18 protein-coding genes are annotated in these 12534 nt (G+C 67.8%); 6 read left to right on the plus strand and 12 right to left on the minus strand.

Features of this window, described 5'->3' with window-relative positions:
• Positions 1-87: 87 nt before the first annotated feature.
• Entirely contained in the window at positions 88-393 is a 306-nt protein-coding gene (locus JL11_RS15830; protein WP_054766501.1) for a DUF3253 domain-containing protein, read from the minus strand.
• A 47-nt stretch (positions 394-440) separates the two neighbouring features.
• On the opposite strand from JL11_RS15830, the gene JL11_RS15835 reads away from it, so the two are divergent.
• Complete coding sequence (locus tag JL11_RS15835; protein ID WP_054766502.1) at positions 441-875, plus strand: PaaI family thioesterase; 435 nt, start codon at positions 441-443, stop codon at positions 873-875.
• On the opposite strand, the gene JL11_RS15840 is transcribed toward JL11_RS15835, so the two are convergent.
• The 7 genes from JL11_RS15840 to JL11_RS15870 form a co-directional block, all read right to left on the minus strand.
• A complete protein-coding gene (locus JL11_RS15840; protein WP_054766503.1) occupies positions 859-1497 on the minus strand; it encodes a YoaK family protein in 639 nt (212 codons plus the stop codon). The two genes, JL11_RS15835 and JL11_RS15840, sit on opposite strands and share 17 nt — an antisense overlap.
• 6 nt (positions 1498-1503) lie before the next feature.
• On the minus strand, positions 1504-2124 hold the full coding sequence (locus JL11_RS15845; RefSeq protein ID WP_054766504.1) for a glutathione S-transferase family protein: 621 nt from the start codon (positions 2122-2124) through the stop codon (positions 1504-1506).
• Positions 2125-2152: 28 nt separating this feature from the next.
• Positions 2153-3427, minus strand: coding sequence for a NupC/NupG family nucleoside CNT transporter (locus JL11_RS15850; protein ID WP_054766505.1), 1275 nt, complete (start codon positions 3425-3427; stop codon positions 2153-2155).
• An 83-nt stretch (positions 3428-3510) separates the two neighbouring features.
• Positions 3511-3939 (minus strand): DoxX family protein, encoded by a 429-nt coding sequence (locus tag JL11_RS15855; RefSeq protein WP_054766506.1) that lies wholly within the window; start codon positions 3937-3939, stop codon positions 3511-3513.
• Entirely contained in the window at positions 3936-4700 is a 765-nt protein-coding gene (locus JL11_RS15860) for an HvfC/BufC N-terminal domain-containing protein (protein WP_054766507.1), read from the minus strand. Before JL11_RS15860 ends, JL11_RS15855 begins: the two co-directional genes overlap by 4 nt.
• The gene (bufB, locus tag JL11_RS15865; RefSeq protein WP_054766508.1) at positions 4697-5545 is read right to left on the minus strand and encodes an MNIO family bufferin maturase; all 849 of its coding nucleotides are present in this window, start codon (positions 5543-5545) and stop codon (positions 4697-4699) included. Before bufB ends, JL11_RS15860 begins: the two co-directional genes overlap by 4 nt.
• Positions 5545-5838 (minus strand): BufA1 family periplasmic bufferin-type metallophore, encoded by a 294-nt coding sequence (locus JL11_RS15870; protein WP_054766509.1) that lies wholly within the window; start codon positions 5836-5838, stop codon positions 5545-5547. Before JL11_RS15870 ends, bufB begins: the two co-directional genes overlap by 1 nt.
• Positions 5839-6000: 162 nt before the next feature.
• On the opposite strand from JL11_RS15870, the gene JL11_RS15875 reads away from it, so the two are divergent.
• Complete coding sequence (locus tag JL11_RS15875; protein ID WP_054767036.1) at positions 6001-6543, plus strand: sigma-70 family RNA polymerase sigma factor; 543 nt, start codon at positions 6001-6003, stop codon at positions 6541-6543.
• Positions 6533-7168, plus strand: a complete 636-nt coding sequence (locus JL11_RS15880) for an NrsF family protein (RefSeq protein WP_054766510.1) — start codon at positions 6533-6535, stop codon at positions 7166-7168. Before JL11_RS15875 ends, JL11_RS15880 begins: the two co-directional genes overlap by 11 nt.
• 7 nt (positions 7169-7175) lie before the next feature.
• On the opposite strand, the gene JL11_RS15885 is transcribed toward JL11_RS15880, so the two are convergent.
• A complete protein-coding gene (locus JL11_RS15885) occupies positions 7176-8054 on the minus strand; it encodes a branched-chain amino acid aminotransferase (RefSeq protein WP_054766511.1) in 879 nt (292 codons plus the stop codon).
• 82 nt (positions 8055-8136) lie between these two features.
• On the opposite strand from JL11_RS15885, the gene JL11_RS15890 reads away from it, so the two are divergent.
• The 3 genes from JL11_RS15890 to JL11_RS15900 are packed head-to-tail and all read left to right on the plus strand — an operon-like array spanning position 8137 to position 10789.
• Complete coding sequence (locus tag JL11_RS15890) at positions 8137-8874, plus strand: response regulator (protein WP_054766512.1); 738 nt, start codon at positions 8137-8139, stop codon at positions 8872-8874.
• 15 nt (positions 8875-8889) lie between these two features.
• Positions 8890-10320, plus strand: a complete 1431-nt coding sequence (locus JL11_RS15895) for an ATP-binding protein (protein WP_227975984.1) — start codon at positions 8890-8892, stop codon at positions 10318-10320.
• Positions 10313-10789, plus strand: a complete 477-nt coding sequence (locus JL11_RS15900) for a hypothetical protein (protein WP_054767037.1) — start codon at positions 10313-10315, stop codon at positions 10787-10789. The genes JL11_RS15895 and JL11_RS15900 overlap by 8 nt, the downstream gene beginning before the upstream one ends.
• Before the next feature lie 6 nt (positions 10790-10795).
• On the opposite strand, the gene JL11_RS15905 is transcribed toward JL11_RS15900, so the two are convergent.
• The 3 genes from JL11_RS15905 to JL11_RS15915 all read right to left on the minus strand — a co-directional run bounded on the left by JL11_RS15905 (position 10796) and on the right by JL11_RS15915 (position 12484).
• Positions 10796-11605 carry a pyrroline-5-carboxylate reductase family protein gene (locus tag JL11_RS15905; protein WP_054766513.1) on the minus strand — a complete coding sequence of 270 codons (810 nt, stop codon included), beginning with the start codon at positions 11603-11605 and terminating at the stop codon, positions 10796-10798.
• Complete coding sequence (locus tag JL11_RS15910; RefSeq protein WP_054766514.1) at positions 11605-12108, minus strand: YbjN domain-containing protein; 504 nt, start codon at positions 12106-12108, stop codon at positions 11605-11607. The genes JL11_RS15905 and JL11_RS15910 overlap by 1 nt, the downstream gene beginning before the upstream one ends.
• A gap of 76 nt (positions 12109-12184) precedes the next feature.
• The gene (locus JL11_RS15915) at positions 12185-12484 is read right to left on the minus strand and encodes an accessory factor UbiK family protein (RefSeq protein WP_054766515.1); all 300 of its coding nucleotides are present in this window, start codon (positions 12482-12484) and stop codon (positions 12185-12187) included.
• Positions 12485-12534 lie beyond the last annotated feature (50 nt).

Raw genomic sequence — 12534 nt, forward strand, 5'->3', positions numbered from 1 at the left:
CTCGCCGATTTTCAGCGATGCCGATCCCAAAAGCCTTGCCTCAAGAAAAGGACTGGGTCCCCGCCTTCGCGGGGATGAGCGGAGTGGTCAATCTTCGACGTCGTCCTCGGCGACCGCCGGGCGGCGGCTGAGCGCCAGGGCCGTTTCCTCCTCGGTCGGCAGGCGCAGGCGCGTCACGCCGCGGAAATTGTCCGGATCGACCGGCTTGCCCTTTTTGGTGATGGTCAGCCTGCCCTGCCGCATCAGCCCCAGGGCCGTCGCCCGCACCTTGGGCAGCATGCGCTGCCACTGCTCCGGCTGCAGCGCCTTGGCCACCTCGGCCGGCTCGATGCTCTTGCCCGGCTCAAGCCCGGCGAGTTTATTCAAGATTGCGGTTTCGATCGGATCGCTCATTGCGCCTATATGCTGCACCGCGAGACCAGAAGTAAGGCCGAGTCGTCATGCCGAAGAAAATCACCGTCACCGAGGGCGAGTTCGCCGGTTGGCAGACCTATGACCTGCACGACACCTTCGACGTCGTGGTCGGCCCCTTCTACGGCAAGCTCGATCCCAACGGCCATATGCGGTGCGCCTTCCGCGCCGAACAGAAACACATGAACGCCGGCGGTCGGATGCACGGCGGCTGCCTGATGACCTTCGCCGACATCGCCATGTTCCAGATCGCCTATCAGGAGATGGAGGGCGCCTCGGGCGTGACGGTCCAGCTCGATTCCACCTTCATCGACGGCGCCTATGTCGGCGAACTGATCGAGGCGACCGGACAGGTGACCAAGGCGGGCAAGAGCCTGATCTTCGTGCGCGGCCAGATCAACACCGGCGAACGGCTGCTGATGACCTTCTCGGGCGTGATCCGCAAGTTCACGCCGCGCGGCTGAACCGCACGACCAGGGCCATAAGGACGGCGAAACCGGCGGCGGGCCACAGGGCCGCCAGCCCCAGACGGCCGAAGACCAGCGCGCCCAGAACCGCCCCCAGGATCAGGCCGGCCCAGAGCGTCAGATAACCCTTGTAGGCGGAACGGTCCCCGCCCCTGACCGCGCTCGCCAGGGCCTGGCCCAGTTTGACGAGCGTGCCGGTCATATAGGTCAGGCTGACCCCGACCTCGCCGTTCCTCAGAAAGACCGAATTCTCGGCGCCCATCGCCATGACCATCAGGCCGACGGCCGCAGGCGTCAGCCCCGCGCCCGCCAGGGCCGCCGCCGACGCCAGCAACAGGGCCTCGAACATCAGAACCCGGCTGCGCGATCGCGCATCCTCGCCGCCCGCGACCAGGGCGCCGAAAAAGGAGCCCAGAACGAACAGGGCCAGGATCCCCGCCAGCTGTCCGGCCGCCGGCCAACGCCCTTCGGCGAGGTTGGCGGCCAACCGCGTGGAGTTGCCGCTCATGAAGGAGACGAACACCCCGCCCAGGTGCAAAAAGCCCAGGCTATCGACATAACCCGCCAGTCCTGCGAGCAGCAGGGCCAGCCGACGGTCCGACGGCGCCAGCAGGCGCAAGGCGGCTCAGACCCCCGCCTTGGCGGCCGGGCGCTCGCGGCAGGCGTCGAACCAGCGGTGCAGGTTCTCGAACTCGGCGGGCGGGCGGTAGCGGACCAGCCGGGCGAAGTCCAAACCGACCACGGCGACGATGTCGGCGATGGTGAACCGTTCCAGGGCGATGAATTCCCGCTCCGCCAGATGCCGGTCCAGGGTCTTCATGAACCGCTCGGCCGAAACCCGATTGTACTCAGCCACCTGTGGGATCTGCACCGCCTCCAGCGCGGCCAGGGCCGGGTGGGAATGGCGCACGTTCAGCATCAGCGGATTGGACAGATAGAACTCGCACCGGCGCGTCCACATCTCGACCACCGCCTGTTCGCGGGCGTCGCGGCCGAACAGGTTCGGCTCTGGATACAGGGCCTCCAGATAGCGGCCGATAGCCACGGATTCGGAAATGGTCGTGCCGTCGTCCAGCTCCAGCGCCGGCAGATGCGGCACCCCGACCTTGTCGCGATAGTCCGGCTTGCGGTGCTCGCCGGTCATGATGTCGATTTCGACCAGTTCGACGTCCTCGACCCCCTTCTCCGCCAGGACCCATCGGACCCGGCGGGGATTGGGCGCGCGGTGTGAGGTGTAGAGCTTCATCGGAACGCCTCCGTTGTTTTGAGAAACGCTACTGCCCGAACACCGCCGCTGGCAAGGCGCCGACGATGGCGGCGCTCATCAGCGTGGCCATGAAGCCGGCGAACAGGGCCTTCCAGATCAGCCCCAGAACCTCATGACGACGCTCGGGCATCAGGACCGACAGGCCGGTCACCGTAATGCCCACCGAACCGATGTTGGCGAAGCCGCACAGCGCATAGGTCATCAGCATCCGCGTCCGCTCGCTCATCGCCTCGGCCGGTATCTTGCCCAGGTCGATGAAGGCGACGAATTCGGTCAGGGCCAGTTTGACGCCCAGCAGCCAGCCGCCCAGGCCCGCCTCGCGCGCATCCACCCCGATCAGCCAGGCCAGGGGGGTGAACAGGACGCCCAGAATCCGCTCGACCGTCAGCGGCTCGCCGAAGACGATCAAACCGCCCAGCATGATGTTGACCAGGGCGACCAGGGCGACGAACACAATCAGCACGGCCGAAATGTTCAGCACCACCATCAGCCCGTCCGAGGTGCCCTTGGAAATGGCGTCGATGGCGCTGTCGTACTTCAGGGCCGAGTCATAGCTGATGGCCTGAGCCGCCTGTTTGTCGGGCTCGGGCACGATGATCCGCGCCAGCAGCACCCCGGCCGGGGCCGAGACGATGGAGGCGACCAGCACGTGGCCGGCCGCGTTCGGCAGGGTCTGGGACAGGATGCTGGCGTAGGCCACCATGGTCGATCCCGCCACCGTCGCCAGACCGACGGTCATCATCAGGAAGATTTCGGACCGGCTCAGCTTGTCCAGATAGGCCTTGATGACGATCGGGCTTTCGATCGTGCCCAGGAAGATGTTGGCCGCCACCGCCAGGGCCGAGGCGCCGCCCAGCCCCATGGTGCGCTGAAACAGAAAGCCGAAGCCCCGGATCAGCCACTTCAGGATCTTCCAGTGCCACAACAGGGCCGACAGGGCGGAAATCACCATGATCAGCGGCAGGACGTTGAAGGCGAAGGTGAACAGGGCGCCTTCGTTCTGAACCGCATAGGGCTGATCGCCCCCGCCCAGATAGCCGAAGACGAATCGCGTGCCCTGCGCCGTCGCCACGGCCAGGCCGTCGATCGCCCCCGTGACGGCGGCCAGCACCGTTCGCGACCCCGGAATGGCGAACAGGGCCAGCACCAGCGCCGCCTGAACGGCGACGGCGCCGATCGCCAGCTTCCAGGGGAAGACCCGCTGGTTCTCCGAGATCGCCCAGCAGACGGCGATGATGACGACCAGGCCGAACAGGCTCTGGAGGTTCAGAAGGCTGAACATGAAACGGCGATCCCTGCCCGGCCCGCGCCGGCTTCATCCGCTTCAAGGACAAAGTGACGCGGCTGACAAGAGGCGTGCGCGTATCAGTCGATCTTCAGCACACGGTCCAGACTGACGGCGCCCGGTCCGCGCGCGATCAGATAGGCCAGCGGCCCGGCCCAAAGCAGATGGACGGGCCAACCACCCGGCTCGACGAAGACCTGGATCACCAGGGTCATGAACAGCAGGCCCGCCGCCGCCGACCGCGTGGCCAGACCCAGCACCAGCAGGATCGGCAGCAGATGTTCCGAATAGGTCGCCAGATTCGCCGCCAGGTCAGCGGGCAGCAGGGGCACGCGGTATTCCTCGGCGAACAGATAGCGCGTCGAGGGGGTGATCGTCAGCAGCCCCTCGACCTTGGTCCGTCCCGACAGGAAGAAGGGCGTGGCGATCCCGACGCGCAGCAGCAGGGCCAGGGCGGCCTCGGGCGCGGCGGCGGTGATGCGTCGATGAATGTCCGCGATACGGTTCATGGTTGGTCCTTCGGGATCGAGGGTGAGAGGAAGACGCCGAGCGAGATCAGGCCGGCGAACAGGGCGGACAGATCCAAGTGGGGCGCAGCGGCCTGGGCCGCCGCCGCAGCGACGCCGAACGGTCGATGAAGGCGACAGGCGTCCAGGAAGACCCATTCCGCGCGGCTCAACCGCCGCGCCTGCACCTCGGCGCCCGGCCGGTGCACCAGCAAGCCTTCCGCCTCGGCCCGCCACTCGAGAGACGCGTCCGGGGACGGATAACGATGCGCCAGCCAGAGCGAGGGCGCCGTCCACTCGAACCAGAACAACTGAACCGACGGGTGCAGATTGGCCGTTACGCCCGCCAAGGCGGGGCCGAGCGCGGCGGCCTCGCGCGGCTCGAACGGCGCTGCGTCCTTGGCCAGATGAGCTTGGGTCCAGGCCCGATCCAGCCGGGCGCAGGGCGCCAGATAGGCCATGTCCGTCGCCGGCTGGAAACGCGCCAGCCAATCGGGGAAGCCTTCGCCGTAATCGACCAGCACCGGGGTGTCGCCCGGCTGGTCGGCGACAAAGGCGGCGGCGGCCGCGCGAAACCAATCTTCGCCAACCATCTGCAACACGGTGGGATAGTTGGCTTCCAGGGCGTCGATACGGCCCTTGATCGTCGTGTTGCGATAGACGGCCAGCGCACCCAGCGTCCGGTCGCCCGGCTCCAGGTGAGGCCGCAGAGACTCCAGATCGCCGGTCAGCGCCCTGTCGAAAGCCGCGTGAAACCCGGTCACGCCACCGCCTCCGCAGCGGTCAGCGCCGCAGCGGCGCGCGCCTGCTCATCCAGCAGGACCGAAAATTCCGGAACATCGCCGTCGCGTTCGACCAGGGTCGGCCGGGAACCGATGCGCGCGATCAGACGGTCGTAGAGCGCCCAGACGGTCTCGGAAACCGGCGTGTCGTGGCTGTCGATCAGCAGGGCCTCGCCCCAGACGGGATCGGGGCTATGGCCCGCCAGATGCACCTCGCCCACCAGCCCGCCGGGCAGGGCGTCCAGCCAGGCCTGGGCCGAAAACCCCATGTTGGAGGCGCTGACATGGACGTTGTTGACGTCGATCAGCAGGCCGCAGCCGGTCCGCCGGGCCATCTCGACCAGGAAATCCACCTCGTCCCAGTCATGTCCGGCCAGGGCCAGATAGGCGGACGGATTTTCGATCAGCAGCCGCCGTCCCAGGGCCTGCTGCGCCTCGTCGACATGGTCGCACACCAGGTTCAGGATCTCGCGGCTGCGCGGGACAGGCAACAGATCGGGGTGATAGACCCCGCCGCGTCGCGACCAGGCCAGATGTTCGGACACCAAAAAGGGTTCGAACCGATCGATCAGGGCGCGAAAACGGGCCAGATGTTCGCGGTCCGGCCGCTCGTCACCGGCCAGGGACAGGCCGACCCCGTGCAGCGACAACGGTCGGGCGGCGCGGATCGTCTCCAGCCAGGACAGGCGCGGCCCGCCCGCGACCATATAGTTCTCGGGATGAACCTCGAACCACAGGCCGCGCTGGGCTCCGGCCGCCGGACAGGCCGCAGCCTCCGAATAGTGCTGGGGCTTCAGGCCCAGTCCAGCGGTCGGAACGGGGGACATCAGCGGTTCGGGATCGGGCTCAGCGAACCCTTGCCCCTGGGCGTCTCGATAGAGGTGCAGGTGCCCTTGGCGACCAGTTTCCAGGCATTGCCCTGATAGTCGCGCACCGAGGTGCCGGCGCAGGTGGTGCCGGGGCCGGCGGCGCAGTCGTTCTTGCCCGCCTTGGCCACGCCGTAGCACTTCTCCATGGCGGCTTCCTGCTGGGCGGTCGGGCGGTTCTGTGCAGCGGCGGCGTTGGCGCCCAGGGCCAGCAGGGCGCCGGCGCCGACCAGGATCTTGGCGGAGATAGTCATGGGATCATTTCCTGTGTGACAGCGGCCCGGAGCGGACCCGCTTGACAGGAAGGGTTTCGACGCCCGCACGGCGAAGGTTACCGGCGCCATCAGAAAAAGAATTCTCGCCGATTGTCGTCCGCCGTGTAACCTCCGCCCTGTCCGACGCGAATGGGTTGGGGCGTGGTCGACAAGGAAGCCGAGCTCAAACGTCTGATGTTGCGGGGTCTCGACGGCGACCCCGTGGCCTGGCGCGCCCTGCTGTCCGAAATGCGCGGCGCCCTGCCCCCCTTTTTCAAACGTCGCCTGACCGGCTGCGAGGCCGACGCGGAGGATCTCGTGCAGGACTGTCTGATCGCCATCCACGCCAAGCGGGCGACCTACGACCGGTCGCTGCCCTTCACGGCCTGGGCCTACGCGATCGCGCGCTACAAGCTGATCGACCATTTCCGCCGCCTGGGACGACGCGCCGACGTGCCGCTGGAGGAGGCGTCGGTCCTTTTGGCCGAACACACGGTCGAGGACGGCGTCGTGCGCCGCGATCTGAAGAAGGTCCTGTCCATTCTGCCGCCGCGTCAGCGCCGCCTCATCGAGGACGTTCGGATCGGCGGCTTCTCCTTGGCCGAAGCGGCCAAGCGCAACGGCTTTACCGAGGGCGCGGCCAAGGTCAGCGTCCACCGCAGCATGAAGACGCTGGTCGCCAGCGTATCGCCCGATGAAGACTGACGACCTGATCGACGCCCTCGCCGCCGGGCTGGAGCCGGCCAAGCCCGCCATGCCCAGCCCTGTCCTGCTGGCCGCCGCCGCCGTGGCGGCCGTGGCGGCGGTCGGCCTGTTCTTGGGCTTCCGGCCTGATCTGGGCCAGGCGCTTCAGGGGCCGATCCCCTGGCTGAAAGGGATTTACACCGCCGCCCTTGCGGGGACCGGGATCTGGCTGGCGATACGGCTGGGGCGCCCCGGCGTCGATCCGCGCCCGGCGGTCTTCGCCCTGCTCGCCGTTGTGGCGGCGGCGGGACTGTGGGGCCTGATTGAGATGAGCCTGACTTCGCCTGAGCAGCGCATGGACGACTGGCTGGGCGGAACCTGGACCATCTGCGGCCGTAACATCGTGCTGGTCTCGGCCTTCGCCGCGCCGTTTGTCTTTCTCTCGGCGCGGAAACTGGCCCCGACGCGGCCGGCGACGGCGGGTCTGGCGCTGGGCCTGGCGACCGGCGGCCTCGCCGCCACCGCCTACGGCCTGCTTCACTGCGGCGAGGCGACCGCCGCCTTCGTCGCCACCTGGTACACGCTGGGGATCGCGGCCGCCGGCCTGATCGGCGCCGCCGTCGGCCGCTTCGCCCTGCGTTGGTGAGCCGCCCTCAGAGCTGGCGGCGCACCAGCTTGCCGTAGGTCTCCATCAGGTCCAGCGACAGGGCGCCGGGGGTGAAGCGGTAGTCGCCCACCTCGGCCACCGGGGTCACCTCGACGGCGGTGCCGGTCAGGAAGCATTCGGAGAAGTCCGACAGCTCTTCGGGGCGGATGTCGCGCACCACGACCTCGATCCCCTTGGCCTTGGCGATCTCGATCACCGTCTGACGGGTAATGCCGTCCAGAATGTGCTCGACGCTGGGGGTGTGCAGCACGCCGTCCTTGACGAAGAAGACGTTGGCGCCGGTGGCCTCGGCCACATAGCCGCGCCAGTCCAGCATCAGGGCGTCGGCGAAACCGTTCCGCTCAGCCGTGTTCTTGGACATGGTGCAGATCATGTAGAGGCCGGCGGCCTTGGCCGTGGTCGGGGCCGTCGCCGGGTCGGGGCGGCGCCACTTGGCCCATTCCAGCTTCAGACCGCGCGCCTTGACCTCGGGATCGAAATAGCTGGGCCAATCCCAGACGGCGACCGCCAGATGGACCTTGTTGTTCAGGGCCGAGACGCTGGTCTGTTCCGGCCCCAGATAGGCGACCGGACGCACGTAACAGTCGGTCAGACCGTTCTTGGCGCAGGTTTCGTTACAGATGGCGTCGATTTCAGCGACGCTGTAGGGTATCTCGAAATCGAGCAGGTTCGCGGACCGCTTCAGGCGCTCCGAATGCGGCGTCAGCTTGAAGATTTCGCCGCCGTACATACGCTCACCCTCGAATACCGACGAGCCATAGTGGAGGGCATGGGTCAAAATATGCGTTTTCGTTTCCCGCCAGGGCACGAATTCGCCGTCAAACCAGATCCATCCATCACGATCGTCGAAAGGAACGAAGGCCATTGAAACACGTCTCCTACAGAAGTCTGCCTGTTAGAGCTCCCCGAATCGCTCAGGTCAACGGCTGGGATCGGGAGAATCGCGCATGAGCCTGGCCGAAACCCGCTCTTACGGCCGCTCGGGGCCGATCGCGGGACCGGGGGTGGGCCGCCATCTGCTGATCGTCGATGACGACGACCGCATCCGCGAACTGCTGAAGGAGTATCTGTCGCGCGAGGGCTACCGCGTCACCGGGGCGGCCCACGCGGCGGCGGCCAAGCGGATGATGGAGCTGATCGAGTTCGACCTGGTCGTGCTGGACGTGATGATGCCGGGCGAAAGCGGCCTGGACCTGACCTCCTGGGTTCGCGCCAAGGCCGAGACCTCGAAGACGCCGGTCCTGCTGCTGACGGCGCGGGGCGACCCTGAGGACCGGATCGAGGGTCTGTCGCGCGGCGCCGACGACTATATGTCCAAGCCGTTCGAACCGCGCGAACTGGTGCTGCGGATCGAGGCCATCCTGCGGCGCACGGGCGGCAAGCCCATCGGTCCCCGCGAGATCAAGCTGGGGACGGCGATCTTCGACATGGAGCGGCTGGAGCTGATCCGCGACGGCGCGCCCCAGCGCCTGACTGAGGCCGAGGCCCAACTTCTGAAGACCTTGGCCCTTCACGCCCATGCGCCGGTCGAGCGGATGAGCCTGTCGCCCGACACCGCCGACATCACCGGCCGCGCCGTCGATGTTCAGGTCACCCGCCTGCGCCGCAAGCTGGAGGCGGACCCCAAGAACCCCCGCTATCTTCAGACGGTGCGCGGCGTGGGCTATATGCTCGCCCCCGACTGAGGCCGAGACCCGCCCATGCGGCTGCTGCCCGCCCCTTTGTGGCCGCGCTTTCTGAAGCGGCGCCTGCCGACCTCCCTCTGGGGGCGGTCCCTGCTGATCATCGTCCTGCCCGTGCTGGTGATGCAGGTGGTGGTGACCTGGATCTTCTTCGACGCCCACTGGCAGACGGTCACGGCGCGCCTGTCGGAGGGGCTGGCGGGCGACATCGCCTGGGCCGTCGAAAGCTATGAGGACGACCCCAGCCCCCGCAATCTGGAGCGGCTGGCCAGCCGGGCCGAACGCTCCATGTCCCTGTCGATCGCCTTGCAGGAGGGGCGCACCCTGCCGACCGAAACGCGACGCGGGCCGATCGGGGTGGTGGACCGGGTGCTGGACCGGGCCCTCGACGCCCGCCTGGACCGTCCCTACTGGTTCGACACCACCCGCTACCCCGCCTATGTCGACATTCAGGTGCAGGAGCCGCAAGGGGTGCTGCGGATCATCGCCCCGCGTGAGCGCGCGGTGGCGACCCAAGCCCACATCTTCGTCCTGTGGCTGGCCGTCGCCACCATCCTGCTGATGGGGGTGGCGATCCTGTTCATCCGCAACCAGGTCCGCGCCATCGAACGTCTGGCCGACGCGGCCGAAGCCTTCGGTCGAGGCGAGACCGTGCCCCGGTTCAAGCCGCACGGCGCGCGCGAGGTGCGGGCCGCCGCGACCGCCTTCCTGTCCATGCGCGACCGCATCCAGCGTCACATCGACCAGCGCACCGCCCTGCTCGCCTCGGTCAGCCACGATCTGCGCACGCCCTTGACCCGGCTTCGACTAGAGTTGGCCCTGGCCCCGCCGTTCAAGCGTCAGTCCGCCATGCGCGGCGACCTGGACGAGATGGAGCATATGATCGACGAATATCTGGACTTCGCCCGCGGCGAAGCCGGCGAGCCGCCGAAGCCGGTGTCCATCCGCGATCTGCTGAAGACGGCCGGCGAGGACGCGAAACGCGCCGGCGCCGAAGTCGAGCTGGCGGCGCCGGAGGGGCTGACGGCCTCGCTGCGCCCCCTGGCCTTCAAGCGGGCCCTGGTCAATCTGGCGGGCAACGCCGCTTCGCACGGCGAAAGGGTGCGGCTGTCCGCCCGCGCCCTGGCCTCGGGCGGGCTGGAGATCGCGGTGGAGGACGACGGGCCCGGCATTCCCGAAGACATGTATGAGGAAGCCTTCCGACCCTTCTCGCGCCTGGACGAATCCCGCAATCAGAACCGCAAGGGTGTCGGCCTGGGCCTGGCCATCGCCAGGGACGTCGCGCGGGGACACGGCGGCGACGTCACCCTGGACCGCAGCGACATGGGCGGACTGAAGGCGATCATCCGCCTGCCCGGACAGGCCTCCATCGTCGCCCCCTCTAGCGAAACGGGGGGCCAGGGCGCATCTTCAGTTCGGACAGGGCATGGAGATGAACACGATGCGTAAACTCGCCTTTCTTGCGCCGCTTGCCGCGACCTTGGCCGTCGCCGCCATGGCTCAGGCGCAGAACCCGAACGTCAACGTCACGATCGGCCCCGACCTGCAGCGCCAGGTCGAAAAACTGGGCGATCGCGAAGTCAATGAACAGATCGCCGCCCTTCAGGCCGAGGTGGGCAAGGCGCTGGAGCAACGCTATCCCGGCGCCAAGGCCAATCTGGTCCTGAACGATCTGAAGCCGAACCGGCCGACCATGGAGCAGATCCGCCAGAACCCGAGCCTGGACCCCATCCGCAGCGTCTCGATCGGCGGCGCCGCGATCAAGGGCGAAATCGTCACCGCCGACGGCCAGTCGCGGCCGGTGGACTTCTCCTACTTCTCGCCGAACATCCGCGACGTCTGGGGCTACAGCGTCTGGCGCGATGCCGACCGAGCGTTCGAGCGGTTCGGCGACCAGATCGAACGCGGCCGCTTCTAAAGGGTCTCAGGCGCCCATTTCGCGGTTGCGGCGCACCGCCGCCGCTACCGTGTCGTTCAGCATCGCCGTCAGACGGCCGTCCCGCGCCATGGCCTCCAGCCCCGCGCGGGTCGAGCCGCCGGGCGAGGCGATGCGGCCGATCAAGGCGTCCAAGGGATCATCGCCCATCGACTCTGCGGCGGATCGCAGGGTGGCGCGGGCCAGAACGTCAGCCGTGCCCGCGTCCAGTCCCGCCGCCTCCCCGGCGCGCGCCAGGGCCTCTGTGAAGGCGTAAAAATAGGCCGCGCCCGATCCGGCCACGGCCGTCGCCGCGTCCATCAGGGCTTCGTCCGCCAGATCGACCGTCTCCGCCGTCCGTTGGAACAGGGCGCGGCCCAGGGCGCGCGCCCGATCATCGGCCGACCAGACCGAGGCGACCCCGCGTCCGCGCGAGACGCCGGTGGTCGGCATCACCCGCACGATGGGCCAGCCGCCGATCCCTTCGGCCAGGGTCGGCGCCGTGACGCCCGCCATGACCGACAGGATCACCGCCTGATCGCCCAGGAAGGGCAGAAGCGGCGTCATGACGTCGCGCCACAGGGCCGGCTTGACCGCCAGAACGATCACCTTGGCCTCGGCCAATACCTCGAGCGGCGGATTGACCCGCGCGCCTCGACCCCGGGCGGCTTCTGCGGCGGGCTTTTGCGAGGGCGTGAGGATGATCAGATCGGAGGCTGCGACCGTCTGGCTCAGCAGCCAGCCTTCCAGAATGGCCGAGCCCAGCCGGCCGCAACCGACCAGGACAAGGGGGCCTTCCACCGGCTGGCGATCAGGCATCAGGCGTTGCCGACCGTCTCGAACAGGCAGGCCTCTATGGCCTCCTGGGGCTTCTTGTTTCCGCGCACCATGAAGTCGAAGGCGGGGTAATAGCGGTCCGCCGCCTCGATCGCCGCATCAATCATCGAGGCCGCCTGGGCCAGGGTCGGCCGCTCGCCCATGGGCAGGGCCAGGGAATGGCGGAAGACGATCTCGCCGTCCTCGGCCCAGACCTCGAAATGGCCCATCCAGGTGCGCTGATTGATCAGGCCGACCAGTTCGTGAGCGGCCGTCTTGCGGCTCTTGGCCACCTTCAGATCAAGGGCGCAGCACAGTTGCAGGCAGTCGCCCTCCGGTCGCCAGGCGAACCAAAGCTCGTAATCCTTCCAGTCCCCTGCGAGCGCAAAGGCCAGATCACCGTCGTCGGTGCGGTCGAACGGCAGGTTCTCGGCCGTAAGAACATGCTCCACGACCTCCAGCGGGTCGAAGGGCACGTCCGTTTCCTCGGGCCGGGCGATGTCCATCAAGTCTCTCAGTTCGGGCTGCGGCCGCCAGAATCACGGCCGTTAACAGAGTGGTAAGCCTGTTCGCGGATTCGGCTCAACCGGCTGCGTCCCCGGGTTGAGTTCCATCTGTGGACGTTCCCGCAGCGGGCTTGGTCGAAGCCTTGGCGGCGGGCTTCTTCCCGGCCTTCAGCTCGGCGATCTCGGCCCGCAGGGCGGCGATCTCATCCTTCAGCACATCGAACTCGTCGCGACGGACCAGGTCCATCTCGGCGACGATCCGGTCGGTCTGGGCGCGCCAGGCGGTCTTGGCCTCTTCACCGGCCGCCTGGGCCAGGCCCATGGCGCCCGTCGTCAGCTTGGCGAACTCATCCAGAAGGGGATTGCGGGTCTGCATCGAAGGGCTCCGACTCGAACGTCGTTAACGGAGGGTCACCGACTATGGTG

It is taken from the genome of Brevundimonas sp. DS20, assembly GCF_001310255.1.
GTDB lineage: Bacteria > Pseudomonadota > Alphaproteobacteria > Caulobacterales > Caulobacteraceae > Brevundimonas > Brevundimonas aurantiaca.

What these genes read in the sequence shown, in the direction of transcription:
- JL11_RS15890 (WP_054766512.1), top strand. Translation starts at nt 8,137, where the DNA reads ATGAGCCTGGCCGAAACCCGCTCTTACGGCCGCTCGGGGCCGATCGCG.
- JL11_RS15855 (WP_054766506.1), bottom strand. Translation starts at nt 3,939, where the DNA reads ATGAACCGTATCGCGGACATTCATCGACGCATCACCGCCGCCGCGCCC.
- JL11_RS15900 (WP_054767037.1), top strand. Translation starts at nt 10,313, where the DNA reads ATGCGTAAACTCGCCTTTCTTGCGCCGCTTGCCGCGACCTTGGCCGTC.
- JL11_RS15830 (WP_054766501.1), bottom strand. Translation starts at nt 393, where the DNA reads ATGAGCGATCCGATCGAAACCGCAATCTTGAATAAACTCGCCGGGCTT.
- JL11_RS15910 (WP_054766514.1), bottom strand. Translation starts at nt 12,108, where the DNA reads ATGGACATCGCCCGGCCCGAGGAAACGGACGTGCCCTTCGACCCGCTG.
- JL11_RS15905 (WP_054766513.1), bottom strand. Translation starts at nt 11,605, where the DNA reads ATGCCTGATCGCCAGCCGGTGGAAGGCCCCCTTGTCCTGGTCGGTTGC.
- JL11_RS15915 (WP_054766515.1), bottom strand. Translation starts at nt 12,484, where the DNA reads ATGCAGACCCGCAATCCCCTTCTGGATGAGTTCGCCAAGCTGACGACG.
- JL11_RS15835 (WP_054766502.1), top strand. Translation starts at nt 441, where the DNA reads ATGCCGAAGAAAATCACCGTCACCGAGGGCGAGTTCGCCGGTTGGCAG.
- JL11_RS15850 (WP_054766505.1), bottom strand. Translation starts at nt 3,427, where the DNA reads ATGTTCAGCCTTCTGAACCTCCAGAGCCTGTTCGGCCTGGTCGTCATC.
- JL11_RS15845 (WP_054766504.1), bottom strand. Translation starts at nt 2,124, where the DNA reads ATGAAGCTCTACACCTCACACCGCGCGCCCAATCCCCGCCGGGTCCGA.
- JL11_RS15885 (WP_054766511.1), bottom strand. Translation starts at nt 8,054, where the DNA reads ATGGCCTTCGTTCCTTTCGACGATCGTGATGGATGGATCTGGTTTGAC.
- JL11_RS15870 (WP_054766509.1), bottom strand. Translation starts at nt 5,838, where the DNA reads ATGACTATCTCCGCCAAGATCCTGGTCGGCGCCGGCGCCCTGCTGGCC.
- bufB (WP_054766508.1), bottom strand. Translation starts at nt 5,545, where the DNA reads ATGTCCCCCGTTCCGACCGCTGGACTGGGCCTGAAGCCCCAGCACTAT.
- JL11_RS15895 (WP_227975984.1), top strand. Translation starts at nt 8,890, where the DNA reads ATGCGGCTGCTGCCCGCCCCTTTGTGGCCGCGCTTTCTGAAGCGGCGC.
- JL11_RS15880 (WP_054766510.1), top strand. Translation starts at nt 6,533, where the DNA reads ATGAAGACTGACGACCTGATCGACGCCCTCGCCGCCGGGCTGGAGCCG.